The organism is Paraburkholderia sp. SIMBA_053 (genome assembly GCF_046534895.1).
GTDB classification, from domain to species: Bacteria; Pseudomonadota; Gammaproteobacteria; order Burkholderiales; family Burkholderiaceae; genus Paraburkholderia; species Paraburkholderia caledonica.
In genome coordinates this window covers 752,461-777,337 of record NZ_JAWRXU010000002.1, presented here as the reverse complement: position 1 = coordinate 777,337, position 24,877 = coordinate 752,461, and the positions used below count along the sequence as shown (strand labels likewise).

The following is a 24,877-nucleotide window of genomic DNA, read 5'->3' as shown; positions in this document are numbered from 1 at the left end:
TTATACCCCGGGAACGGCCATCCAGCGGGCCGCGCCATGGCCCCGGAATACGCTGCGCGGGTGTCTCGGCCGACGCCTGCGCAGCAGCGCGCATGACCATGCGCGGGCGTTGACTGCTATCATTCGCCCTTTCATCAGATCGGTGCGAGCAAGGTTCTGGCCTTGCCGCCGGCAGTATGTCGCGAGTCCTGCCCGGATCGGATCCGGAGTCATAGTCTTCGCGTCTTGTCCGGCCGCGCCGCATGTCACGCCTAGCGGGGCCCGCACAACGGCCCCCGCCCGGCAAATCGAATCAGAACAATGGATGTCATCGTCATTGGCGGCGGGATCGCGGGCGTCGCCACCGCTTATCAGCTACGCGCCGCGGGCCACCGGGTATGCGTCGTCGAACGCCACGCCACCGTCGCGCAGGGCGCGACCTATGGGCATGGCGGCACGGTCCTGCCAACGCCGCTCGACGTCTGGTTCGGCCCGACTTTCATGGCGAACCGGCAGAATGCGAAAAACGGCGTGATCAGCAAGCCCGGATTCAACGGGCCGGCGCGCCAGTTCGTGAAGAAGCTTGCCGAATTGCAGGAGCCGGACGAGTTCGGCCGCCAGTACCGGCTGTTGCGTCCGCTTGTCGAACTGTCGCGCGAGGCGATGGCCGACATGGAAGCGCGCTTCGGCTTCGAATTCGAACAGGCGAGCGGTCTGCTGCATCTGGTCCGTTCCGCTCAGGAGTGGCAGCAATTGCAGCCCGCGCTCGGGCTGCTGGCGCTCTACGAAGTGCCGCATCACGTGCTGAGCCCTGCGGAATGTGCGGCATACGAGCATTCGGTGCGCACCGAACCGGAATTCGCGGGCGGCGTTCTGTTCGAGCACGAGCGAACCGCCAATTGCCCGCTTTTCACCAAGCTCATCAAGCAGACACTCGACACCCAGGGCGGCGTGCAATTCATGCTCGGCTGCGAGGTGTCGGCGATCCGCCTCGACGGCCAGCGCGCCGCAGTCGAGCTCGCGCCTCGGCCGGGCGCGGCGTCCGGGTCACGCGAAGTCGATGTGATCCACGCGGACACGATCGTGGTCGCCGGCGGTTACGGCAGCCTCGCGCTGCTGGAGCGCCTCGGCCTCGCCTTGCCCCTGCATCCGCTGCGCGTGCATACACTCGTCGCGCCCATCGCGCATGAGGAATGTGCGCCGCATGTCGCTATCGTCGACGCGATCAAGCGCATCGGGATCAGCCGGATGAATCACCGCTTGCGCATCGCGGGCGGTGCGGTCCTGCAAGGCGCCAATCTGATCGACAAGCCGCTCGGCGAAGCACTGACGAAAGAAGCGCTGGCACTGCTGGGCCAGGCGACACACGACTGGATTCCCGGCGCGGCGCGTATCTCCGCGGCCTTGCCGTGGGAAGGCATCAAGCTGCTGTCGCCCGACGGCTTGCCGGTGGTCGGCAATGCGCTGCATCCACGGCTTTTCGTCAATGTGGGCCACGGGCCCGCGGGGTGGGGCCTCGCGTGCGGAGCGGGCAAGCTGATCGCCGATCTGGTCGCGGGCCAGGCGTCGGATCTGCCCGACGAAACGCTCGCCGCGCTGCGGGCGGACCGGTTCAGGTAACCGCGGGTGCGCCGGAATCGACGCATCGCGCGCACATAGGCACTACCATAGCGATTCCAGACGCTTTCGCACCCTGCACAAGGGTGACCGCCCGCCTCGCCATGACAGAAGCCGACCTCACGCCGCCGACGCTGATTCGCCCGCATAACCGCGCCCTCCCGCTGCTGACGCTGACCGACCTGCGGATCGCGGAATCGCAAGCCGCCGCTTCGCTGCCGCAGCACACGCTGATGGACCGCGCCGGCAAGGCGGCAGCCAGCTTCCTGCTCGAACAGATTACACGCGACACGTCGGTCGAAAAATCCAGGCAGCGCGTTTGGCTGATAGCCGGCCCCGGCAACAATGGCGGCGACGCGCTGATTCTGGCGGCGGAGCTGCACAAGGCCGGTATCGCCGTCGAATTGTGCATGCCGGTGGAAGTGAAACCGGACGACGCCCGCTGGGCGCTCGCGACGGCACGCGCATCCGGCGTCGCAATTGCCACCATGCCGCCCGCCTCGCTCGACGGCTACACGTGGCTCGTCGACGGCATGTTCGGCATTGGCCTCGCGCGGCCACTGGAAGGCGTGTTCGCCGCGACCGCGCGGCACCTGTCGCAACGCGCCCAAAGCCGGCCGCACACAGGCGGCGTGCTGGCGCTCGACGTGCCGAGCGGCCTCAACAGCGACACCGGCACGATCGTCGATGACGGCGACGGCAACGCAGCCGTGCGCGCAACCCACACAGTTACCTTCATCGCCGGCAAGCCGGGACTTTTCACGGCGCAAGGCCGCGATCTCGCCGGCTCGGTGACGGTCGCGCCGATCGGCGTCGATTGCAGCGCGCGCACGGCGGTGCAACTGAACGCGCCCGAACTCTTTGGCTCGTTCCTGCCGCCGCGCGATTTCGCGACCAACAAGGGCACGTTCGGCAGCCTCGCCGTGGTTGGCGGCGACACGGGCATGTGCGGCGCACCGATTCTCGCGTCGCGCGCGGCGCTCTACACCGGCGCGGGCAAGGTCCACGTCGCGCTGCTCGGCGCCGGCGCCCCGCCCTACGACCCGCCGCATCCCGAACTGATGTTGCATGCCGTCGACGATTTGCCGCTCGACAAGATGGATGCGCTGGCGCTCGGCTGCGGCATGGGCCACGGCGAGCGCGCCACGCGGGTGTTGCACGATGTGCTGCAACTCGATGTGCCGAAGCTCCTGGACGCTGACGCGCTCAATCTGATTTCGAAAGACTCCACGTTGGCCGTGGCCGTTACCGCGCGAGGCGTGCAGGGCGATCCCTGCGTGCTCACGCCGCACCCGCTCGAAGCCGCGCGCCTTCTTGGCACCGAGGTGGTCCGCGTGCAGCGCGACCGCCTCGCCGCGGCGCGCGCTCTCGCCGCGCGCTTTGCCAGTGTGGTGGTGCTCAAGGGCACCGGCACGGTCATCGCGGCCCCCGACGGCCGTCTCACGATCAACCCGACCGGAAATGCCGCGCTCGCGACAGGCGGCACCGGCGACGTTCTCGGCGGCATGATCGGCGCTTTGCTCGCGCAGCACTTGCCGGGCTACGAGGCGGCGTTAGCCGGCGTCTACCTGCACGGCCTCGCCGCCGACACGCTGAGCGCGCAAGGCCACGGTCCCGCCGGCCTCACGGCTGGCGAACTTGCGCCGATGGTGCGCACCTTGTTGAACCGCATGTTTTATCCATCGGCGCAATCGTGATGTAGGGTATCGAGCGATATGGCGCGATATTGGGCGAATCGTGGGTGAATCGTGGGTGAATCGGGTCGCTGGCTTCCGGCGCGGCTTGTGTCAAAGCGCTGCCGCCTGTCACGCAACGCCGTTATACTGAGTAATCGAGTGAGGAGTGCGTGAGCAACTGCGCTGACCGGTCGAACCCGCGGCCGCGTTCGGACCGCACGCGAACTGAGCGCGCTTGCTGCGCGCATACTGCCTGACGGCGTGGCGGTTCGTAGCGAGCCACTCGCAAAACGCGGCGGAATCAACCGGCGTTCATGACTGCGCGGGCGCTCAAGACTCACCGCGAACGCGGTCGTGCTGCCTTCGTGCTGCCTCGCTCTAACAGCATCGTTGCATCATCCTCGGCGGCGCCTCGCGCGCGCCTTTCTTTGTGCCCCTTGGTTAGACGGACGCTATGACCCAGAATTCGCTCCCCTCCTGGTCCTCTCTGCAAACGCACTACGAGCAGATCCGCGATGCACATCTGCGCGACTGGTTCGCTCCCGGGAACGATCCCGCGCCGACCCGTGCCGAGCGCTTTGCGTTCGCGGGCGGCGGCATCGCCGCCGACTTCTCGAAGAACCGCATCACCGACGAAACCCTGAAGCTGCTCGTGCAACTCGCGCGCGAAGCCGGCGTCGAAAAACGTCGCGACGCGATGTTCGCGGGCGAAGTCGTCAATCCCACTGAAGGCCGTGCCGCGTTGCACACCGCGCTGCGAGCGAGCAACCCCAACGCGCCGTTCCATCAGCAGGTGCAGGCCGAACGCGCGAAAATGGCCGCATTCGCCGATCAGGTGCGGAGCGGCGCCTGGACCGGCTACACGGGCAAGCGCATTCGCCACGTGGTGAACATCGGCATCGGCGGCTCGGACCTCGGGCCGAAGATGGTCGTGCACGCGCTGCATCATCTGGCCACGCCGGAAATCACCACGCACTTCGTGTCGAATGTCGACGGTGCCGATCTCTATAACGTGATGCAGCAGATCGACCCCGAAGAGACGCTCGCCATCATCGTTTCGAAGACGTTCACGACGCTCGAAACCATGACCAACGCGCGTTCGCTGCGTGACTGGTTCACGGAAAAGGGCTGCCCGGAAAATGCGCTGGCGAAGCACTTCGTCGGTGTGTCGGCGAATCCTTCGGAAGTCGTCAAGTTCGGCATCGCGAAAGAGAACGTGTTCGAGATGTGGGACTGGGTAGGCGGCCGATATTCGCTGTGGTCGGCGGTCGGTCTGTCGATCATGATCGCGGTCGGGCCGCAGCAGTTCGGCGAGCTGCTGGCGGGCGCAAACGAAATGGACGAGCATTTCCGCACCGCGCCGCTCGAAAAAAATCTGCCGGTGCTGCTGGGCATGATCGGCATCTGGTATCGCAACTTCTTCGGCTCGCAGAGCTATCTCGTCGCGCCGTACTCGGAGGCGCTGCACTTCCTGCCGTCGTATCTGCAACAGCTGGAAATGGAAAGCAACGGCAAATCGGCGCGTCTCGACGGCGCAATGGTCGACTATCCGACCTCCGCGGTAACGTGGGGCGAGCCGGGTACGAACGGTCAGCATGCGTTTTTCCAGATGCTGCATCAAGGTCCGACCATCGTCCCGATCGACTTCATTGCGGTGCTGACGCCAGAGCATCCGCTCGTGAGCCATCATCCGAAGCTGCTCGCCAACTGCTTCGCGCAAAGCGAAGCATTGATGCTCGGCCGCACGCTCGAAGAAGCGAAAAAGGTCGCCGGTCCCGACAAGCCGGAACTGGCGCCGCACCTCGTGTTTCCGGGCAACCGGCCGACCACCACGCTGCTGGTCGAAGCACTCACTGCGCGTTCACTCGGCGCGCTCATCGCGCTGTACGAGCACAAGGTTCTCGTACAGGCGTCGGTATGGAACATCAATCCGTTCGATCAATGGGGCGTCGAGCTAGGCAAGATTCTCGGCAAGGTGGTCGAGGCCGATCTGACGGCCGCAAGCGTCGACGAAAAGAAGCACGATTCGTCGACCTCCGCGTTGATCGCAAGGGCGCGCGCCGCTTTGAAGCGTTGACACTTGAACGCCGGTTGGCGGTATAACCGGCGGCGTGCAGCGTTTGGCGCTGAGTGAAGTACAGGGCGAAGGACAGGGCGAAGTGCAGGGGCGGGCCACTTGTGGCCCGCTTTTTTGCGTCGGTGTATGTCTAATCCTGACCGAGCCTGTGCGTCAGGCGAGACGCCCCGCTTCTATCGTTACCGTCGTATCGCAGCGGCGCGCGAGTTCCACGTCGTGCGTGACGAGAATCAGCGTTGCACCGTTCGCGCGGTTCATCTGGAACATCAGATCGATCACTGCGTGGCCGGTCGCAGCGTCGAGACTGCCCGTCGGTTCATCGGCGAAGAGAATGGCCGGATGCGTCACGAACGCGCGCGCCAGTGCGACGCGTTGCTGCTCGCCGCCCGACAGCAGCTTCGGATAATGACTGGTGCGCTGGCCGAGCCCAACCTGTTCGAGCAGCCCGCGTGCGCGCAGTGCGGCTTCACGTGTACCGATGCCGCCTTGCAATTCGAGCGGCAACGTGACGTTTTCGAGCGCCGTCAGATGCGGCATTAACTGGAACGACTGGAACACGAACCCGACGGAGCCGCTGCGCAATGCTGCGCGCTCGTCTTCGTTCAATGTGGTGAGCTCGCGGCCGAGTAGCCGAACCGAGCCCGAACTTGCGCTGTCCAATCCTGCGAGCAGTCCAAGCAGCGTAGACTTGCCCGACCCGGACGCGCCGACTATCGCGACACTGCTGCCTGCTTCGATAGCCAGATCGATGTTGTCGAGAATGGTCAGTTCGCCCGTCGCATCCTTAACCTTCTTGCACAAACCCCGCACTTCAATGACTGGATCAGTTTTGTTTAGCATAGTGAAGCGTAGGTTGAAAGTGCGCGCCATGAAGCTTCGCGCGAATGCACTGACTTCGGCAACGAGCTCGGTGGCCAGGGGCTCGGTCATAGTGGCGGCCGCCCTTTTTTCGACGACCTTCGCGGTTCGCGCAGCCAATGCGCCCGAAGCGGCTAAACCGGTGATCGTCGTACTTGGCGATAGCATCTCCGCCGAATACGGCCTGCCCCGCGACACTGGCTGGGTCGCGTTGATGCGCCAGCGACTCACCCAGGAGCGAATCGATTATAGCGTCGCCAATGCAAGCATTAGCGGCGACACGACGAGCGGCGGGCGAGCCCGCTTGCCTGCGCTGATGCAACGTCTGAAGCCCAGTATCGTGATTGTCGAACTGGGTGCCAACGATGCGCTGCGTGGCGTGCCGCTTTCAACAACTGAAGATAACCTGCGCACGATCATCGAGCAGGCTCAGCAGGCTCACGCGAAGGTCGTGCTCGTGGGCATGTACGTACCGCCTAACTACGGCCCGGACTATACGCAAAAGTTCCATGGCCTATACGGCCAGCTCGCCAAGCAACTGAATGTGCCGCTAGTGCCTTTCCTGCTCGCCGGCATTGCCGATAAGCCCGATATGTTCCAGGCAGATCAGATTCATCCGACGCAGCAGGCACAGCCAGTGCTACTCAACAACGTGTGGCCCGCTGTCAAGCCACTCCTTCGTACAAGTTCGTCGCACTGAAAGGCTGCTGTCGGCTTGTTTCCGGAACTACGCGGAACACGGATCCGCGAGCTTGATCTCATGCTTGCGCAATCCCGTGGACCCGGCTCGATACCGAGCGACTTATGAGGAGATAACGTGAAATACTTACCGTTAATCGCTTTGACCGTGGCAATTTCCGCCTGCGCTGCTCAACCGCCGGCTGGCGTCCAGTCCGTCGGACAAAGCCAGCAACCGCCGAAGGCCGTTGCGACCTGCATCGCGCAAAAATGGGCAGACGGCTCCCAGCAACAAGTCGTGTCGCAAGACACCTTGGCCAACGATCAGGCTGTAGACGTGTATGTGCCGGGCCAGCAGCCGCCCAACGGCGCGGCCGCTGTGGTGCGTCCTTCGTACTCCGGCAAGGGCTCGTGGGTCGGCTTCCGCGCGAACGGAGCAGCGGGCAGCGACGCCACCAGCGCCATCAGTTCATGCCTCTGACCATGATCACCCTCTGATCGACGCAATCGTTCGGTGAACTTCGAATTCGCCGAATGACAGATCGAATCAGATTCAAAAATGAAAAAGCCCCGCATTTGCGGGGCTTTTTTGTGTTCGCGCGTTCAGCGCGGCTTGTGTGGATTCGCTGCGAGCCGAGAGGTGCACGCAAGGCGCGCCGCGAACACCGACGCGCAAACGAGCGTTTGCTGGAAAGCTTACTCGTCGCTTGCCTGCGCGTTGCTGCTCTCGAGCGAGCCGTACAGTTTTACTTTCGACCGGGCACGCAACGCCTGAACGTAGGCCTCTACTTCGGACTGCGACTCTACCTGCGCGATCTGCTGCTGCGCCGCGGCCAGACGCTGCGGTTCCACCGGCGTGCCAGCGACGACGGAGTTCACACGATAGATGGCATAACCGTCGTCACCGAGATCAACGCCCACGTATGCCGGCAGTTTTTGCGCATCGGCCTTGTAGATTGCGCTGAGCGCAGCGGGAGGCACGCCTTGCGCGTCGTTGCGCGACACTTTCAACGGCGACGAGAAACCCGTGGTCGCCTTCGACTTCTCGAACTCCGCAAGCTTCGCGATGCCGTCTTTGTGCGCGGCTTCGTTCGACTGAGCCGCAATGACCTTCTGACGCACCAGGTCCTTGATCGCGTCGAGCGCCGGCACAGCTGCAGCCTTATAGTCGGTAACGCGTGCCGCGATCAGCGTGTTTGAGCCCACGTCGATTGCCTGCGTGTTGTTGCGCGCCACGGCTGCGTCGTTCGCGAAAACGGCGGCGAGGAACTTCGCGTTGTTCAGCGGACTGTCGGGCGGCAGCTTCGGATCGGGCTGCGGAGTGACCGTGGCCGTCTGCAACTGCAGCTTGTACTTGTCGGCGGCAGGCTGCAGGCTCTTCGCCTTCTCATAGACGATCGACGTGAAACCTTCGGAGTCGTCACTGAATGCCTTGCTCGCCAGCTGCGTTTTCAGGTCTCTTGAGATCTGGTCTTTCACTTCGTCAAAAGGCTTGGTCACTGCCGGCTTCACGTCGGTGACCTTGACAATGTGATAGCCGAAGTCCGTTTGCACGATGCCGCTGACCTCGTCCTTCTTCAGAGCGAAGACGGCGTCGTCGAACGCCTGACCGCCTGCGATCATGCCGCGCCCGAAGTAACCGAGATCGCCGCCCTTTGACGCCGAGCCGGGATCCTGCGAGTTCTGTTGCGCGATCTGAGCGAATTGTTCAGGATGCGCCTTGATCTGTGCGAGCAACTCTTCAGCCTTCTGCTTCGCCTTGGCCTTGTCGGCCGCGCTCGCGTCTTTCGGCGCGGTGATCAGAATGTGGCTGGCGCGTACCTGACCTTCGGTGCGGTAGTGCGCGATGTTGTCGTCGTAATACTTCTTCAGGTCGGCGTCGCTCGGCTGCACCGACGCGGCAAGCGTGGCCGGCGACATCACCAGATACTGAATGGTCGCCGTGGCCGGCGTGGCGAATTCGTTATGATGTGCGTCGTAGTAGGCCTGCAATTGCGCGTCGGTGGGCTGCACCTTCGCCGCATAGTCGCGCGGGTGGAAGGCAATGCCCTGCACTTCACGCTGCTGCTCGGCGAGTTCGGTCAGATGCTGAGCGAGCGTTTTAGACGTGAACGCGCTGCCCTGAATGCTGGCGGGCAACTGTTGAGTAGCGATGCTGTAACGTACGCGCTCGTCGTACTGGTCGGGCGTCATGCCCTGCATGGCAAGCAGTTGCTTATACCGGTCGACGTCGATCGAGCCGTCTGGGTTCTTCAGCGACGAGATCACCGGATCGTTGAGCAGCGTGCGGCGCACGGCGTCGTCGGATGCGGTCAGGTGCAGGCGCTGGGTTTCATCGGCGAGCACGCGTTGTTCAATCAGGCCGTCGAGCATCTCGCTGCGGCGTTGTGGCGTATCGAACGCCTTCATGTCGAATTGCGCCCCGAGCATCTGACGGGCGCGGTCAAGCTGTTGACGCATCGCATTATCGTATTCTGCGCGCGTGATCTTGTGACCGTTGACGCTTGCGACGTTTGCACTTTCGTCAAAGAAGCCGCGAAAGCCCTGAATACCCACAAAACCCAGCCCCGGCACAATGACGAGGATGAGCATAAACATCATCAGGCGTTTGTGATTGCGGAAAAAATCGAGCATGCGTGAGTGCCAAAAACAGAACGCCCGATCTTACAACAGCGGGCAATAAAAAAGGCGAACCGGAGTTCGCCTTTCGAGGATACTGGCGGAGTGGACGGGACTCGAACCCGCGACCCCCGGCGTGACAGGCCGGTATTCTAACCGACTGAACTACCACTCCTTATACTGCGCTTTCACTGCGTCACTACTCAGAAACACTTTAAGAGAATCAGAAACTGGTGGGTGCTGAGAGGCTCGAACTCCCGACCTACGCCTTGTAAGGGCGCCGCTCTACCAACTGAGCTAAGCACCCGGCTTCATGATTCTTGTGCTTCCGCTATTACTGCCTGAATGGTCAGTCCCGCGCCCGATTGAACAACCATCGAACCGAGCAACCGTTAATTCAGATTCGCCGCCCTTCTTTCTGACGAACCTGCAATTCCTCAAGCAGCAAGCCCATTAGTTTAGCGCATCCTTTAGCGCTTTGCCAGGCCTAAATTTCGGCACCTTGGCAGCCTTGATTTTGATGGCATCGCCGGTGCGCGGATTGCGCCCTGTGCGCGCCGTGCGCTTGCCGACGGCAAACGTGCCGAAACCAACCAGCGTCACCGAACCGCCTTTCTTCAACGTACCTTTCACACCACCGATCACTGCGTCGAGCGCGCGTCCGGCCGCAGCCTTCGAAATCTCCGCTTGCTGCGCAATGTGATCGATCAATTCCGTCTTGTTCATCCCTACCCCCGAGAATGTTTTTAGAACCGAAACGGCGCTCTGCAGCGCCTGACATCGTCTAGCCGGCGGTAATGCCGGGCCGAGTCATTAGAATTGGCCGAAACCCACGTGTCAACCGGGATTGAGCCTGATTTTGGCGTATTCCGATGATCTCTTTGTCACGCGACGTAAATGTCGATCACGGGTGTATTAGATGCGCACGCAACGAGTACTGCGTCCGCTGTTCACATAGATTTTTCCGCGGTCACGAGGCGCGTTGTTGCAGGTGTCTTCCGAAGCGTGCGGCAATAAAAAACCCGCGGCCGTTCAGGCCGCGGGTTCTTTCTTGCACAGCAAGTATCTTGCTGAAAGCTTAGTGCTTCACGACATCCGTAGCGCCGGAGTCTTTGCCCGGCTCAGCCGCGACGGGCGAGGCAGGCTTCGGCTCTTCTTCCGGCAACGGCGACGGCACACGTTCGAGCGCAAGTTCGAGCACCTTGTCGATCCAGCGGACCGGCACGATTTCGATCGCGTTCTTCACGTTGTCCGGAATCTCCGTCAAGTCCTTGACGTTTTCTTCCGGGATCAGCACCAGCTTGATGCCGCCGCGATGCGCCGCCAGCAGCTTCTCTTTCAGACCGCCGATCGGCAGCACTTCGCCACGCAACGTGATTTCGCCTGTCATCGCGACGTCAGCCCGCACCGGAATACCGGTCAGCACCGACACCAGCGCAGTCGTCATCGCGATACCAGCCGAAGGACCGTCTTTCGGCGTTGCGCCTTCAGGCACGTGGATGTGAATGTCCTGCTTCTCGAACGCTTCGTCCTTGACGCCAAGACGACGCGACCGCGAGCGGACCACCGAGCGCGCTGCTTCGACGGATTCCTTCATCACGTCGCCCAGCGAACCGGTGCGGATCACATTGCCCTTACCCGGCATCACGGCGGCTTCGATGGTCAGCAGATCGCCGCCCACTTCCGTCCACGCGAGGCCCGTGACCTGGCCCACCTGATTTTCCTTGGCGGCCAGACCGAAGTCGTACTTGCGCACGCCGAGGAACGTATCTAGGTTGCTGCCGTCGACCTTCACCGCGCCTTCCGCCTTCTTCAGCAGAAGCATCTTCACGACCTTGCGGCAGATCTTCGACACTTCACGCTCGAGCGAACGTACGCCCGCTTCACGCGTGTAGTAACGAATGATGTCGCGGATCGCGGTTTCCGTCACATCGACCTCGCTATCCTTGAGGCCGTTGTTCTTCTTCTGCTTCGGCAAAAGATAACGTTGCGCGATGCTGACCTTTTCGTCTTCGGTGTAACCCGACAGACGGATCACTTCCATCCGGTCGAGCAGCGGCGGCGGAATGTTCAGCGAGTTCGACGTCGCCACGAACATCACGTCCGACAGATCGAAGTCCACTTCGACGTAGTGATCGGCGAACGTATGGTTCTGTTCCGGATCGAGCACTTCGAGCAGCGCCGACGACGGATCGCCGCGGAAATCCTGACCCATCTTGTCGACTTCGTCGAGCAGGAAGAGCGGATTGCGCACGCCGACCTTGGTCAGGCTTTGCAGAATCTTGCCCGGCATGGAACCGATATACGTACGACGGTGACCGCGAATCTCGGCCTCGTCACGTACGCCACCGAGCGCCATACGCACGAACTTGCGGTTCGTTGCGCGAGCGATCGACTGGCCCAGCGACGTCTTACCGACACCCGGAGGCCCAACGAGGCACAGAATCGGCGCTTTCACCTTGTCGACACGTTGCTGGACCGCGAGATACTCGAGAATGCGTTCCTTCACTTTCTCGAGACCGAAGTGGTCTTCGTCGAGCACGCGTTCCGCATTCGAGAGGTCGTTGTTGACCTTGCTCTTCTTGCGCCACGGCAAGCCGATCAGCGTATCGATATAGTTGCGCACGACCGTCGCTTCGGCCGACATCGGCGACATCAGCTTGAGCTTCTTCAGCTCGGCGTCGGCCTTCTTCTTGGCTTCCTTCGGCATGCGGGCAGCCGTGATGCGCTTCTCGAGTTCTTCGAGATCCGCACCTTCTTCGCCTTCGCCGAGTTCCTTCTGGATCGCCTTGACCTGCTCGTTCAGGTAGTACTCGCGCTGGCTCTTCTCCATCTGGCGTTTCACACGCCCACGGATACGCTTTTCAACCTGCAGGATGTCGATCTCGGCTTCGAGTTGCGCGAGCAGATGCTCGAGTCGCTCGATAACCGGGAACATTTCCAGGATGTGCTGCTTCTGGTCGAGCTTGAGCGGCAGATGCGCCGCGATCGTGTCGGCCAGACGACCTGCTTCGTCGATCCCCGACAGCGACGTCAGGATCTCAGGCGGGATCTTCTTGTTCAGCTTCACATACTGATCGAACTGCGACACGATCGCGCGGCGCAGCGCTTCGGTTTCAGCGCTGTCGGCGTGGTCGGGTTCGAGCGGCATGACTTCGCACGAGAACTGCGTTTCCTGTTCTTCGATGGAAAGCGTTTTCGCGCGCTGCAAGCCCTCGACGAGCACCTTGACGGTGCCATCCGGCAGCTTCAGCATTTGGAGGATGTTGGCGATACACCCTACTTCGTACATGTCCTTTTCGGTCGGCTCATCTTTAGCAGCCGTTTTCTGGGCGACGAGCATGATGTGCTTGCCGCCTTCCATCGCTGCTTCGAGAGCCTTGATCGACTTCGGGCGGCCTACGAAGAGCGGAATCACCATGTGCGGGAAAACGACTACGTCGCGCAGCGGGAGCAGCGGGAGCGTAATGCGTTCCTGCGGGAGGAGTTGGGTTCCTGACATTTCATTTCCCCATGAGTGGAATCAGTTCGTTCGATAGGTGAGGCCAGCAGAAACTATTGCAAGGCCTCCGCGTGTGGGAAAAGTTCAGTGACTCCGAAGGTTCAGTGACTCCATTGTGAAAAACAACCATTCTGACCACACGATAAACGAAAAAGCCGTTCACGTCGCCATGAACGGCTTTTTGCAGTACCCGAAGCCGATCAGTTCGAACCCGCGACTTTAGGCGCGTCTTCGTAGATCAGTAAGGGTTTGCCGTCGCCGTCAATCACATTGTCGTCGATGATGACCTTGCTCACGCCTTTCATTTGCGGCAGGTCGTACATCACGTCAAGCAACGCCTGTTCCAGGATGGAGCGCAGCCCGCGCGCACCCGTCTTGCGACGAATCGCCTTACGCGCCACGGCCTGCAGCGCAGCCGGGCGAATTTCGAGCTCGACGCGTTCCATGTTGAACAGCTTGTGGTACTGCTTCACGAGCGCGTTCTTCGGTTCGACGAGAATTTTCATCAGCGCGGCTTCGTCGAGCTTGCCGAGCGTGGCCACCACAGGCAGACGGCCGATCAGTTCCGGGATCAGACCGAACTTGATCAGATCTTCCGGTTCCACTTCACGCAGCACTTCGCCGGCGTCGCGGTCCTGCTTGCTCTTCACGCTTGCGCCAAAGCCGATGCCGGTCTTTTCAGTACGATCGACGATGACTTTTTCGAGGCCGTCGAACGCGCCACCGCAGATGAACAGAATGTTCGTGGTGTCGACCTGAATGAAGTCCTGATTCGGATGCTTGCGGCCTCCTTGCGGGGGCACCGACGCCATCGTGCCTTCAACCAGCTTGAGCAGCGCCTGCTGCACGCCCTCGCCCGACACGTCGCGGGTGATGGACGGGTTGTCCGACTTCCGGCTGATCTTGTCGATTTCGTCGATATAGACAATGCCGCGCTGGGCCTTGTCGACTTCGTAGTTGCAGTTCTGCAGCAGTTTCTGAATGATGTTCTCGACATCTTCGCCCACGTAACCCGCCTCAGTCAGCGTAGTTGCGTCTGCAATGACAAAGGGAACGTTCAGAAGCCGCGCGAGCGTTTGCGCGAGCAAGGTCTTGCCCGAACCGGTCGGGCCGATCAGCAGGATGTTGCTCTTGGACAGCTCGATCTCGTCTTTCTTGTCGAGATGCTTCAGGCGCTTGTAGTGGTTGTACACAGCAACCGCGAGGATTTTCTTCGCGCGTTCCTGACCAATCACATATTGGTCAAGGATTTCACGGATTTCCTGCGGACTCGGCAGATCGGACTTGGACAAGCCCGCCTCGATGCCCGCGCCTGCTGCTTCATCGCGAATGATTTCGTTGCACAGGTCGATACATTCATCACAGATGAACACCGACGGGCCGGCAATCAGTTTTTTAACCTCATGCTGGCTCTTGCCGCAAAACGAGCAATACAACAGCTTTTCGCTGTTAGAACCTTTCTTGTCCGCCATAGATGTGTGAGCCTCCGGACACTCGATTACATGATACGCCGTTTGCCCCAGCCTCGCAGTTGGGCGCGGCCGGGTTGAGCAATGTGACGGCGTTTGCCGCAGGCGCTCGGACGAGTCTTAATTATTTCACAACCGATCGGACGCGGGATTTGCCCCGATTTAGCGCAAATGCCACACGATCAAGGACGTTTATGGGCTACCTGATCGACCAGACCGTAGGCTTGCGCGTCGTCGCCGGACATGAAATTGTCACGGTCGGTGTCGCGTGCAATGCGCTCGACGGGTTGGCCAGTGTGGTGCGCCAGCAGATGATTGAGTCGCTCCTTCAGGTACAGAATTTCGCGCGCCTGAATTTCGATGTCCGACGCCTGACCGCGGGCGCCGCCCAGCGGCTGGTGGATCATCACGCGCGAATTCGGCAGCGCGAAGCGCTTGCCCTTTGCGCCTGCTGCAAGCAGGAACGCGCCCATGCTCGCCGCCAGTCCCATGCACAGCGTGGAAACGTCCGGCTTGATGAATTGCATCGTATCGTAAATCGCCATGCCGGCCGACACCGAGCCGCCCGGGCTGTTGATATAGAAATAGATGTCCTTGTCGGGATTCTCGCTTTCCAGAAACAGCATTTGCGCGACCACAAGGTTGGCCGTCTGGTCGTTCACCTCGCCCACCAGGAACACAATGCGTTCCTTCAGCAGACGCGAGTAGATGTCATACGAGCGCTCGCCCCGGCCGCTCGTTTCCACGACGATCGGCACCAGTCCGAGCGCCTGCGCTTCGAGATCCCGGGACGACTGGGAGGTCAACGTGTCCAGCATTTGGGCGCGAAAGGTCATGCAATGGATCCTTGTCTGGAAATATTCTAAATATTTGATGCTAGACAGGTGTGGTCGACCAGCTCGTATTCAAGTGCACACAAACCGCACAAAAACAGCACAAAAAAACGGCGTGCGGGCCGTCGCTCCGACAGCCGGCACGCCGTTGCAGCGACGCTTACGCTTGCGCCGTTGCGCTTGCCAGTTCTTCGAAGCTCACTTCCTTGTCCGTCACCTTGGCCTTGCTCAGCACGAATTCGACGACGTTCGCTTCAACGACGTACGCTTCCATTTCAGCAAGACGTTGCTGGTTCGAATAATACCAGCGGACGACTTCCTTCGGGTCTTCGTAGCTTTTCGCGAATTCGTCGACTTCCGCGCGGATCTGCTCCGGCTTTGCCTGCAGGTCGTTAGCCTTCACCAGCTCTGCCAGCACGAGACCCAGCTTGACGCGGCGCTCGGCCTGTTCCTTAAACATAGCGGCAGGAATCGGCGCATCTTTAGCGTTCGGCACGCCGCGCTGCTCCAGATCCTGACGCGCCATTGCGACGAGACGCTCCTGGTCCTGCTCGATCAGTGCGTTCGGCACGTCGAGTTCCGAAATCTTCAGCAGCGCGTCCATGACCTGATTCTTGACGATGGCTTGCGTGCGGCGCTTCGCTTCACGCTCCAGATTGTCTTTGATCTCGGCGCGCATCTTGGTCAGGTCGCCGTCTTCAATGCCGAGCGACTTCGCGAATTCCGCGTCGATTTCCGGCAGGTGCGGCCACTCGATCTTCTTCATGGTGATCGTGAATTGCGCCGTCTTGCCGGCTACGTCCTTGCCGTGATAATCGGCCGGGAACGCCAGATCGAATTCCTTCGTTTCGCCGACCTTCAGGCCCGTAGCTGCCTTTTCGAATTCAGGCAACATGCGGCCTTCGCCCAGCACGAATGCGAAGTCTTCGGCGCTGCCGCCCTGGAATACTTCACCATCGATCTTGCCGACGAAGTCGACCGACACGCGATCGCCTTCCTTGGCCGCCGTGTCACCGCCGCCGTCGCCATGCTCGCCGGCTTCGCCGCGAGCGTGGAAATGCACGCGCTGCTTGCGCAGGATTTCGAGCGTCCGGTCGATTTCCGCTTCGCTGATCGTCGTCGTGGTGCGCTCGATTTCAGCCGTGGCGACGTCGCCCAACTTCACTTCCGGATAGACCTCGAAGGTCGCGTCGAAGGCGTAATCGCCTTCGGTAGCGTCGGCCTTCGGCGCGAAGCTCGGCTGGCCTGCTACGCGCAGGTTTTCGGCGCGGCTGATGTCGAAGAATTCCTTGCCGACCTTGTCGCTCAGCACTTCAGCTTCCACCTGGCCCGAATACTGTTGCGTCACCATCTTGAGCGGCACCTTGCCCGGGCGGAAACCCGGCATGCGCACGTTCTTCGCGAGTTGACGGATACGCGAATCCACTTCCTTCTGCACGGCGTCCTTCGGCAGGGAAATCGTTACGCGGCGTTCGAGCTTGCCGAGGTTTTCAACAACGTTAGCCATGGCTTCAATCGTCCTAAAATTATTCGAGCGAATTCAGTTATCTTCTCCGTGCCGCATTTGCGCGCCTGCGCCGCGGGCTTGCAGGCCACCGGCAGCACGGTTGAGTCCAAAGAGCCGAATATTTTAGCAAACTATTTGCGCGGCTAACCGGGATTCGACGGTTGCGCCTATTTTTATCGGCATCCAGAGCCGTTTCGGGCGCTTTTTTTAGCGGTTTTGCGCTTCTCTCAAGAAGCTGCCCGCCCGACGAGCCCGCACTGCTGCAACACACCTCACGACGCATGACGATGCCGGCTATGCCGTTCGGCATATTCAGTCGAAGCGACCATGCTGCTAAGCTAGCGAACGCGCTGCGGGGCTGCGCTGCATGCGCTGAAGAGCCCGCGTCGCCAGCGGCTTTCCCGCCCGATACCACGGTACTACTCCAACCATTCAGAGACACCATGCCCAATTCGCCGTCCTCGCCTGTCGTCGTCATTGCCCCGGATTCGTTCAAAGGCTCGCTTGGTGCCGAACAGGTCGCGCAGGCGATCGCGTCGGGCGTGCAGCGCGCGCGCCCGGACGCCGAGGTACGCATTTGTCCGATGGCAGACGGCGGCGAAGGCACGCTCGACGCAATGCTGACAAGCGGCGGCGAGCGCCGCAAGCTGACCGTGCGCGGCGCGGCGGGCCCGGTGCGCGAAGCACTGACAGGCGTCCTCGCCGACGGCAGCGCAATCGTGGAAACGGCGGAGATCGTCGGCATCACGGACTCGGTTGGTATGGGCGTACCGGTTCAGGCGCGCAATACGCGTGGGATGGGCGAAGCAATCAGCGCGCTGCTCGACGCAGGAGTGCGGCGGTTTTTCGTCGCACTTGGCGGCAGCAGCACCAATGACGGCGGCGCGGGTCTGCTGGCAGGCCTCGGCCTGAAACTATTCGACGCTCAAGATCGGGAGCTGGAGCCGACGCCTGAGCAACTGGCGCGCGTTGCACGGGTCGACGTTTCACAACTCGACGCGCGGCTTGAGCAGACACAGTTCATCGGCATGTCCGATGTGGACAATCCATTGACAGGTGAGCACGGGGCGACTGCAGTCTTCGGCCCGCAAAAAGGCGTCGCCCCGGAGCAGGTCGCCACGATCGACGCGGCCCTCGCCCGCTTCGCCGATCTGCTGGAAGCTGCGCTCGGGCGCACGGCTCGCGACCTTCCCGGCGCGGGCGCCGCAGGTGGACTCGGCTTTGCGTTGCACATGCTCGGCGCGCAGTTCGAGCCAGGCGCGGAAACCGTCGCGCGGCAGATCGGCCTCGACGCGGCACTGCAAGGTGCGAACTGGTTGATCACCGGCGAAGGACGCTCCGACGTGCAAACGCTGCACGGCAAGGCGCCCTTCATCGCATGCCGTCATGCGCAGGCTGCTGGTGTGCCGGCCACGCTGCTATCAGGCGCCGTGGACTCTGCAGCACTGCCGCGTCTAGCCGAATATTTCAGTGGTTGCTTCTCGCCGGCCCCTGGACCAATCACGCTTGAATTCGCGATTCGCGACGCTGCACGTCTCCTGGCGGATGAGGCCGAACAACTGACGCGTTTGAAGTACGGCGCGCGTTGACCCGGCGGCATGGTTGCGGCAACAATCACAGCGCCACAACCGCGTCACTCATCACGGGAAGACCATGAAGGACTCCGCCAAAGCCGGCTTGGAACAGCTCCTCACATATCGTCTGCATGTACTCAACAAGCTCGCGGAGCGTGGTATCAGCGAGCGTTACCAGGACAAGCTCGGCGTGACGCTACCGGAGGCTCGCGTGATCGCGTCGGTGGGATCGTTTGGACCGTTCTCGATCATGGAACTCGCGAGGCATGCCAATCTCGACAAGAGTCAGGCAAGTCGCGCCGCCGAGGCTTTGATCAGACAGGGGATCGTCAAACGCGAAGCGAGTGTGGAAGACGGCCGCGTCGTGCTCGTGTCGCTCACGCCCGAGGGCCGCGCGTTGTATCGCAGGGTCATGCCGATCGCGCGCAAATGGAACGGCGATCTGTTCAACTGCCTTGACGAGAAACAGAAGCTCGCTCTTGGCGAAGCGCTCGATAAAGTCATCGAAACGATGACTGCGCCTGACACGTGAGCCACGAATAAAAAGCGGCGGCCAGCACTGCGCGATTTGCGCCGCGCAGACGTATCGCACGCGGCGGCTTTAAACGCCGTTACCCCGCGCGCATGGAATGAGCCGTGAGTCGTTTGCGCACACTGCGCTATTCAAAGCGACGCATGAGTTGCCTACGCTTCGCGCTTCGAACTGACCAATGAGTTGCACGCACTCCTTGGTGCATAACGAACCATGACTTCGACACGCTCGTGTTTGCCAACCACACCATGAGTGCGTGGACGTCCCGCCCTTCCAACCCAGCCGTGACCCGCGCGTCGCAGACTATTGGGAAGCGTGCGATTCAGGCGCCGCCATCACGTTGATGCTCGCCTTGCGTCGTGCCCGTCACACCGCCTGTCATTGAATTGGCCGCATTCTGAGCAGGAGCGCTGGCCGCTTGTGCAGTGTCCGTCGAAGCGGCTGGTGTACTCGCGAAACCACTCGCCGCAGCTCCCGGCACGGCCGCCGAGGCATCACCCGCCGGCATCCTGGACGATACGCTACGAGCAAGGCGCCAGGCTATGGCCGCAAGTGCTCCGACGGCAAGAACCAGAGCGGCCCACAGCATGTAGCGGCGGCGTGCATCGGCACTCGCCGACGACGGGGCATTCGCATTCTGCTCGAGCACCAGAGGTTCGCCGACGCGCGCCGTGGCCACCGCCGACGAAGCTCCATTTAACAGCTCGTCGCGCCCAACGGCCGTCGATACGGCCGCGGCATTGCCCACACCGAGCGTAAAAGGCGCCGCGCCATGCGCGGCAAAAGTCAGCGTCGCGGGGCGCCAACCCGCTGCGATGCTCAACGCTCCGTTTCCAAGCCCGCCGTTGCGCGTATCGACGACCACACGCCAGTGACGGTCCGTGTCGGGCGCGAGTTGCAGCGAAGGACTGTTCTGTTCGACATCGCCGTTATGCAAACGGAAGAGCGTCGCACTCGACACCTCGTGCCACGCCGCGCCGAGTGCGCTGCGTGAATAGACGACGGCAGGCGCCACCGTATTCGGCTGCGGCAAATGAAGGCGCAAACGGTCGATGGGATACGGTCCGCCAGTCGAGAAAAAATATTCGCCGGCCTTGGGTCCCGCCTGCGCCACGATGTTCTCGCGCCATTCGCGCTGCTTGTCCGCGAGTTGCGCGCCACCCGAGCCGGTCGCCTGCACTTCCACATTCATCGATTCGAGATACGGCGCGCCGTCGAGCCAATGCAAGCGCAGATAACGCGCGCGCGCACCGCTCAGCTCTACGCGGTCCTGGCTTAGCGTGCTGCCGTTGTAGCTGACCTTGAGCAATTGCGCGTCGCCGGCGGGCTGCCAGTTCCGCAAGTCGTCGCTCGATTCAACCGACACCCGCCCCTGATAGTTATCGTTACGAAGACGAATCACCAGCGCGCTCACGCGGCCCTCGCGCGAGGCCTCTCCCGCGTCGATCAGATCCGTGTCGTGCTGAGCGCGACCCGGCGGCGCTGCGGTGGCGTGCAGCGAACCGTCGGCCGCGATCGTCACACCGAGCGGCGCACCGGTGTGGCCCGCCGGCACCGGACGCAACGGAAACCATCGTGCCGGGCGCAAAGTCGGCGGCGTGCGTGCCGGCTCGCGCGGTCCCTCGAGCGAATACGGCACGAGCTCGCCCTCGCCGTTGAATACGCGCACGTCACCGAGATCGTTGCGCTGACTGGCGCTATAGACGGCGGCCGGCAGCGTGACGCTGTAATAGGCGGCGCCCTCTTCGAGCTGCAGCGCAAAGTGCCGCGCGAAATCTTCAGCGCAGGCGGGCGCCGCGGCCCACGCGGATCCGATCGCGACACACCAGGCCGTCACCTTCAGAAAATGCTTCATTGTTCAGTTTCCCCGACCACTCGCGTGGGCGGCAACGACGAGAAGTAGCCGATCAGCAGCAACATCACGCCGACGCCGATAAACGATACGAACACGATACGATCCGCCCGACACCGGTCACGTGCGACAGGTCGAACAGGAACAGTTTGACGACGGTTGCGGCGAGCAATGCGCCGCCAATGAACCAGACGACACGGCTTGTGCGCCGGTGGCCCAAGTCATCGCCGCAAGTTCGCATAGCGCCCAGAATACCGAAACAGACGCCCGCACGAGTATCGACTGCGACATGCCGACGAGCTCGTATAGCACCACCGTCAAATGATGCAGCGTGCGCAACGGCGTCGCGTTCAAGCAGCCAAGCCGGTTGCCCGGGTCAACACTTGCAAAGCAACCGACAGTCGCAAGGCGGCACGCCGGGACGACGAATCCGTACGAGCCACAGCGCGGCCAGCGCGAAGACGAGCGCCTGCACAAGATTCGAGCGAGCATCGAGCAACGGCGAACTCGCCCACGACCCGCCGTCCTGCGTCAGATTTGCGTAAAACGTTCAAAGCAACGGCACGAGCACTAGCGGCGTAGAAACAATCGCACGCAACTGCAGGATGCTGTCACGCCTCGTGAGCCGCAAACCCGCGAAGACGAACGCGCTCCGGCCGACCAGAAACACCTGCTGCGACGCAATCGACGCGAACACCGCGGCATTATCGTACGCCGCGTCGAAATAATGACGCAATGTACGCAGCAGCAAGGCATTGAACCATAGGAACAATGTCGCGAACACCGGGCAGTCGAAACACGAGGATTCCACCGCGCCCAGTACGAGTAGCCGGCGCAACGATATTGCACAGGCGACGAATGCGAGTACACGTTGCGTCCGACGTTTGCCCCTTTCAGCGGCCATCATCGGATTCAAAAGCTCAGATAAATCGACGTAGTTACCCGGCAATCAAAGTCGGCAGCAACGCCTATCGAGCGACGCGGTCTTCGCCGCAATGTACCAATCGTGTCAAAATTCGGGATCTGACGCCGCGCCGGTTATAGAGGCATTCGCTCAACGACCCGCACAGCGTGCAAGTCGATCGTTCAATCTAATCAGGAAAGTTTTAGTGGATCTCAACAAACAGATCGCGGCGCTCACCGCGTCGGAACTCCAGACGGCCGGCGCGAGCCAGGCGACGGCCATCGCAGTCAGTGTGTTGCTGCGTCATCTGCGCTCGCCGGAACTGGCGAAGCTGTTGTCGTCGGCATTTGAAAACCATCAGGCGGTGATGCTGCAAACGCCTTGGCCCGATCAGATGCTGCAGGCGTTCGAATCGACTCGACGCTTTCTCGAAGGCGCCGCGCAAGCCGACCTGCCGGGCACCCAGGCGCCGCCGGAAACGCCGGTCGCCTGAGCGCACGCGAACAAGCGGCCTGAAAACGAAAAACCCCGCCAGTCCAACGACTTGACGGGGTTTTGCGCTACAGAAAAGTGGTGCGAGGGAGGGGACTCGAACCCCTACACCCTTGCGGGCGTCAGGACCTAAACCTGGTGCGTCTACCAATTTCGCCACCCTCGCAGCCGGACAAGCGTTGTGCGTCTTGCCCGATGTCCTGCATGCTTTGCGCGCCACCCAAAGGTGCACGCCCAAAAGCGTAAGCGCGAGATTCTAACGCATTGATTCGCGCTTGTCTGCAACTGCCGCGCATCTGTCCTTACGCTGCCGATGCTACAATTTTCGGCTTCGTGCGCGCTTGCCGTGCCCTCTTCGCCTGCCCTTCCCCACATTCCAATCCGTGAATTTCGACGAATATTGCCAGCAAAAAGCGGCGCCGCCAGGATCGAGCACTTACTACGCGCTTCGGCAAGCTCCCGCGGCCAGTCAGCCGCGCTTGACCGCCCTGTTCGCACTGCGCCGCGAGTTCGAGGAAACGGTCAAGGAAGTCAGCGATCCGGCCATTGGCCGCACCAAGCTTGCCTGGTGGCAGAACGAACTGGCCGCGCTTGCTGCGGGCACGCCCACGCACCCTGTTTCGAAGGCGCTCGCGGCCTCGCTGCCCGACGTGAAGACCGAATACCCGGCGCTGCAGGCGCTGCTGAGCGGCTTTGAGATGGATCTCGACCAGGCGCGCTATCTCGACTATCCGAATTTGCGGCGCTATGTGCAGGCGGTCGGCGGGACCTTTGCCTCGTTAGTGGCGCGCAGCGCGAGGACCAAGGCGTCTGCCGACGGTTCACAAGCGCCGGATTGGTCCGCGCCGTTAGGCGAAGCGCTGCTGCTCGCACAGTTCGTGGTCGAAACGGGCAACGATGCGCGTCACGGCCGCATCTACATCCCTATTGACGAAATGCAGCGCTTCAATGTGACAGCCGCGGACCTGATCAATCGAAAATATAGCGACGCATTCACCGAGCTCATGCGCTTTCAGACGAAGCGCGCTCGCGATGCCGTGCGAACGGCGCTCGCCGCCGTCCCGGCCAACGACCGCCGTTCGCAGCGCACGTTGCTCGCGCAGGGCGCGCTCGCGTCCGCGCTGCTCGATGAGATCGAGCGCGACGGCTACCACGTGTTGCATCAACGGATCGCGCTGACGCCGATCCGCAAGCTGTGGATCGCCTGGCGCGCAAAGTAAGCGCCGCCGCGCGCCATTTACGCGGAGCGTCGTCCTGCGTCCGGTTCGGCGCGGAGCGCGCCGGCCGTCAAACGCGCAGCAAAGGCAGCGGCGCAAACTGCTGCCGCAGAATCGCCGCGGCGTCGAGCCCCCACCATTTCGCAAGCACGGTGGCGTAGAGCCGGCGGAAGTCGACGACGACCGGCAAGTTGCCATGGCCATCGAGCCGTCCAAGCTCCGGCGGTGCACCGTGCAAGCCCCCGAGCACACGTCCGCCCATCATGAAATGCGGCGCCGACGAGCCGTGATCGGTACCGTTGCTGTCATTTTCTCGTGGATGCCGCCCGAACTCGCTATAAGTCATGACAAGCGTGTCGTTCCAACGGCCCAGTTCGATCAGCGCCGATCTCATCGCTGTCAGGCCTTCGGCAAGCTGCTTCAACAACGTGCGGTGTCTGTACGGCTGGTTGCGATGCGTGTCGAAGCCGTTTAGCGTCAGGCGAATCGCCGCGACGCCGCGAGGTTTGCCCGCTGCCGCGCGCGGCATGTCGTCGGCTTGGAGCATGCGCATTGCAACTTCAATCGACGCGCCGAACGCGCTGCAAGGAAAACCCGTCGTCAGCTGCGGCGCGCGTGGCATTGGCTTCGGCCTCGCGCCATCGTATGTCATGGCTTTTGCGGTGCCAGGACCTTGGATTGGAGTTAGAAGAGCCCGCGCACGAGCGCCATTCGCGAGCGGTCCCATTTCAGCATTGCCAATGACCACGCCGTCTGCAGCGAACTCCGCTGGCAACGGGGCGCTTCTGAATGCGCGAGTGAGCCATCCGTCGCGCAGATATTCATCGGCGTGGGAAGCGGTGTCCCATATCTCCACCGAGCGGAAATGCGAGAGATTGGGCTGCGCGTAGCCGACGCCCTGGACAATCGCCAGTTGCCGGCTGTGCCAAAGCGGCATCAATGGTTCCAGTGACGGATGCAAGGCCGTGCGGCCATCCAGTTGGATAACCTGCTCGCGCTTGATCCCGATCTTCTTGCGAAGCCGGTAGTACGCAGGATCGGCAAATGGGATGACGGTGTTCAGGCCGTCGTTGCCGCCCTTCAACTCGACGAGGATCAGCAGGTTGCCGTATCCGGGACGCAGCGCGGGCAGCTCACTTGCGCTATACGCGGCGGGCTGCGCGCGAACCGCACGAGGCAGCCAGAGAGTCGCGCTGGCGGCGGCGCTCATCGAGAGAAAGCTGCGTCGTTTCATGTCGTACTCGCGTCGGTGACTTCTTGCGTTGCGGGCTCGGTTTTTCAGGCGATAAGCTGGGCCGGCCGGCAATGCGAAGCTATGCGCTTTGCGGTCGAGATCTATGCGTGTACGAAGCCTACGCCCGTTGCTGCCGTGACGCATCTTGCGTGCAATGAGCACGATCAATGACAAGAATGAACGAGGGCTGCCTGCGCCTGCTAGTCACATAACATGTGAACGCAGCGGGCAAAACGCGAAGTGCCTGATAGAAACCG

At 61.9% G+C, this 24,877-nt stretch carries 19 protein-coding genes, 3 tRNA genes and 1 pseudogene; 9 read left to right on the top strand and 14 right to left on the bottom strand.

The features are described 5' to 3' along the window. Positions 1–300: 300 nt before the first annotated feature. From SB753_RS10025 to pgi, 3 genes are all read left to right on the top strand, one after another. Positions 301–1,599, top strand: a complete 1,299-nt coding sequence (locus tag SB753_RS10025; RefSeq protein WP_410800081.1) for an FAD-dependent oxidoreductase — start codon at positions 301–303, stop codon at positions 1,597–1,599. Between the two features lie 101 nt (positions 1,600–1,700). Continuing rightward, the gene (locus SB753_RS10020) at positions 1,701–3,293 is read left to right on the top strand and encodes an NAD(P)H-hydrate dehydratase (RefSeq protein ID WP_410800080.1); all 1,593 of its coding nucleotides are present in this window, start codon (positions 1,701–1,703) and stop codon (positions 3,291–3,293) included. Between the two features lie 433 nt (positions 3,294–3,726). After that, complete coding sequence (gene pgi, locus SB753_RS10015) at positions 3,727–5,349, top strand: glucose-6-phosphate isomerase (protein ID WP_020065912.1); 1,623 nt, start codon at positions 3,727–3,729, stop codon at positions 5,347–5,349. 153 nt (positions 5,350–5,502) lie between these two features. Here the strand turns inward: pgi and SB753_RS10010 are convergent, their stop codons facing one another. Next, positions 5,503–6,189 carry an ABC transporter ATP-binding protein gene (locus tag SB753_RS10010; RefSeq protein ID WP_027804288.1) on the bottom strand — a complete coding sequence of 229 codons (687 nt, stop codon included), beginning with the start codon at positions 6,187–6,189 and terminating at the stop codon, positions 5,503–5,505. 28 nt (positions 6,190–6,217) lie between these two features. On the opposite strand from SB753_RS10010, the gene SB753_RS10005 reads away from it, so the two are divergent. After that, the gene (locus SB753_RS10005; protein ID WP_020065910.1) at positions 6,218–6,907 is read left to right on the top strand and encodes an arylesterase; all 690 of its coding nucleotides are present in this window, start codon (positions 6,218–6,220) and stop codon (positions 6,905–6,907) included. A 117-nt stretch (positions 6,908–7,024) separates the two neighbouring features. Next, complete coding sequence (locus SB753_RS10000; RefSeq protein ID WP_027804287.1) at positions 7,025–7,366, top strand: hypothetical protein; 342 nt, start codon at positions 7,025–7,027, stop codon at positions 7,364–7,366. Between the two features lie 215 nt (positions 7,367–7,581). Here SB753_RS10000 and SB753_RS09995 read toward each other — a convergent pair whose 3' ends face one another. The 8 genes from SB753_RS09995 to tig all read right to left on the bottom strand — a co-directional run bounded on the left by SB753_RS09995 (position 7,582) and on the right by tig (position 16,815). Beyond that, a complete protein-coding gene (locus SB753_RS09995) occupies positions 7,582–9,519 on the bottom strand; it encodes a SurA N-terminal domain-containing protein (protein ID WP_410800079.1) in 1,938 nt (645 codons plus the stop codon). Between the two features lie 83 nt (positions 9,520–9,602). Then, a tRNA-Asp gene (locus tag SB753_RS09990) sits at positions 9,603–9,679 on the bottom strand. 56 nt (positions 9,680–9,735) lie between these two features. Next, positions 9,736–9,811: transfer RNA gene (locus SB753_RS09985), tRNA-Val, on the bottom strand. Positions 9,812–9,957: 146 nt separating this feature from the next. Beyond that, a complete protein-coding gene (locus tag SB753_RS09980) occupies positions 9,958–10,230 on the bottom strand; it encodes an HU family DNA-binding protein (RefSeq protein ID WP_006048930.1) in 273 nt (90 codons plus the stop codon). 352 nt (positions 10,231–10,582) lie between these two features. Then, positions 10,583–13,006, bottom strand: coding sequence for an endopeptidase La (lon, locus tag SB753_RS09975; RefSeq protein ID WP_410800078.1), 2,424 nt, complete (start codon positions 13,004–13,006; stop codon positions 10,583–10,585). Between the two features lie 200 nt (positions 13,007–13,206). Then, on the bottom strand, positions 13,207–14,478 hold the full coding sequence (clpX, locus tag SB753_RS09970) for an ATP-dependent Clp protease ATP-binding subunit ClpX (protein ID WP_006048928.1): 1,272 nt from the start codon (positions 14,476–14,478) through the stop codon (positions 13,207–13,209). Positions 14,479–14,657: 179 nt separating this feature from the next. Then, on the bottom strand, positions 14,658–15,311 hold the full coding sequence (clpP, locus tag SB753_RS09965; protein WP_006048927.1) for an ATP-dependent Clp endopeptidase proteolytic subunit ClpP: 654 nt from the start codon (positions 15,309–15,311) through the stop codon (positions 14,658–14,660). Positions 15,312–15,468: 157 nt separating this feature from the next. Further along, complete coding sequence (tig, locus tag SB753_RS09960; protein WP_020065905.1) at positions 15,469–16,815, bottom strand: trigger factor; 1,347 nt, start codon at positions 16,813–16,815, stop codon at positions 15,469–15,471. Between the two features lie 443 nt (positions 16,816–17,258). Between tig and SB753_RS09955 the strand changes: the two genes are divergently transcribed. Then, positions 17,259–18,404: a glycerate kinase gene (locus SB753_RS09955; protein ID WP_087753278.1), complete on the top strand. Its 1,146-nt coding sequence runs from the start codon at positions 17,259–17,261 to the stop codon at positions 18,402–18,404. Between the two features lie 64 nt (positions 18,405–18,468). Beyond that, a complete protein-coding gene (locus tag SB753_RS09950) occupies positions 18,469–18,921 on the top strand; it encodes a MarR family winged helix-turn-helix transcriptional regulator (RefSeq protein WP_020065903.1) in 453 nt (150 codons plus the stop codon). Between the two features lie 322 nt (positions 18,922–19,243). Here the strand turns inward: SB753_RS09950 and SB753_RS09945 are convergent, their stop codons facing one another. From SB753_RS09945 to SB753_RS09935, 3 genes and pseudogenes are all read right to left on the bottom strand, one after another. After that, positions 19,244–20,776, bottom strand: a complete 1,533-nt coding sequence (locus SB753_RS09945; RefSeq protein WP_410800077.1) for a DUF3999 domain-containing protein — start codon at positions 20,774–20,776, stop codon at positions 19,244–19,246. Then, positions 20,773–21,323: pseudogene (locus SB753_RS09940) on the bottom strand (DUF2339 domain-containing protein); the annotation flags it as partial. The pseudogene SB753_RS09940 and the gene SB753_RS09945, both read right to left, overlap by 4 nt. Further along, positions 21,324–21,557, bottom strand: coding sequence for a hypothetical protein (locus tag SB753_RS09935; protein WP_410800076.1), 234 nt, complete (start codon positions 21,555–21,557; stop codon positions 21,324–21,326). 325 nt (positions 21,558–21,882) lie between these two features. On the opposite strand from SB753_RS09935, the gene SB753_RS09930 reads away from it, so the two are divergent. Beyond that, positions 21,883–22,170: a hypothetical protein gene (locus SB753_RS09930; RefSeq protein WP_020065898.1), complete on the top strand. Its 288-nt coding sequence runs from the start codon at positions 21,883–21,885 to the stop codon at positions 22,168–22,170. 78 nt (positions 22,171–22,248) lie between these two features. Here SB753_RS09930 and SB753_RS09925 read toward each other — a convergent pair. Beyond that, a tRNA-Leu gene (locus SB753_RS09925) sits at positions 22,249–22,335 on the bottom strand. A 217-nt stretch (positions 22,336–22,552) separates the two neighbouring features. On the opposite strand from SB753_RS09925, the gene SB753_RS09920 reads away from it, so the two are divergent. Continuing rightward, positions 22,553–23,389: a squalene/phytoene synthase family protein gene (locus SB753_RS09920; RefSeq protein ID WP_410800075.1), complete on the top strand. Its 837-nt coding sequence runs from the start codon at positions 22,553–22,555 to the stop codon at positions 23,387–23,389. A 67-nt stretch (positions 23,390–23,456) separates the two neighbouring features. Here the strand turns inward: SB753_RS09920 and SB753_RS09915 are convergent, their stop codons facing one another. Beyond that, complete coding sequence (locus SB753_RS09915) at positions 23,457–24,620, bottom strand: DUF1501 domain-containing protein (RefSeq protein ID WP_410800074.1); 1,164 nt, start codon at positions 24,618–24,620, stop codon at positions 23,457–23,459. Positions 24,621–24,877: the final 257 nt, after the last annotated feature.

Coding starts and splice junctions, on each gene's coding strand:
- SB753_RS09915 (WP_410800074.1), bottom strand. CDS start 24,620: ATGAAACGACGCAGCTTTCTCTCGATGAGCGCCGCCGCCAGCGCGACT.
- SB753_RS09995 (WP_410800079.1), bottom strand. CDS start 9,519: ATGCTCGATTTTTTCCGCAATCACAAACGCCTGATGATGTTTATGCTC.
- pgi (WP_020065912.1), top strand. CDS start 3,727: ATGACCCAGAATTCGCTCCCCTCCTGGTCCTCTCTGCAAACGCACTAC.
- SB753_RS10010 (WP_027804288.1), bottom strand. CDS start 6,189: ATGCTAAACAAAACTGATCCAGTCATTGAAGTGCGGGGTTTGTGCAAG.
- tig (WP_020065905.1), bottom strand. CDS start 16,815: ATGGCTAACGTTGTTGAAAACCTCGGCAAGCTCGAACGCCGCGTAACG.
- SB753_RS10025 (WP_410800081.1), top strand. CDS start 301: ATGGATGTCATCGTCATTGGCGGCGGGATCGCGGGCGTCGCCACCGCT.
- SB753_RS09950 (WP_020065903.1), top strand. CDS start 18,469: ATGAAGGACTCCGCCAAAGCCGGCTTGGAACAGCTCCTCACATATCGT.
- clpX (WP_006048928.1), bottom strand. CDS start 14,478: ATGGCGGACAAGAAAGGTTCTAACAGCGAAAAGCTGTTGTATTGCTCG.
- SB753_RS10005 (WP_020065910.1), top strand. CDS start 6,218: ATGAAGCTTCGCGCGAATGCACTGACTTCGGCAACGAGCTCGGTGGCC.
- SB753_RS09945 (WP_410800077.1), bottom strand. CDS start 20,776: ATGAAGCATTTTCTGAAGGTGACGGCCTGGTGTGTCGCGATCGGATCC.
- SB753_RS10020 (WP_410800080.1), top strand. CDS start 1,701: ATGACAGAAGCCGACCTCACGCCGCCGACGCTGATTCGCCCGCATAAC.
- SB753_RS09980 (WP_006048930.1), bottom strand. CDS start 10,230: ATGAACAAGACGGAATTGATCGATCACATTGCGCAGCAAGCGGAGATT.
- clpP (WP_006048927.1), bottom strand. CDS start 15,311: ATGACCTTTCGCGCCCAAATGCTGGACACGTTGACCTCCCAGTCGTCC.
- SB753_RS09955 (WP_087753278.1), top strand. CDS start 17,259: ATGCCCAATTCGCCGTCCTCGCCTGTCGTCGTCATTGCCCCGGATTCG.
- lon (WP_410800078.1), bottom strand. CDS start 13,006: ATGTCAGGAACCCAACTCCTCCCGCAGGAACGCATTACGCTCCCGCTG.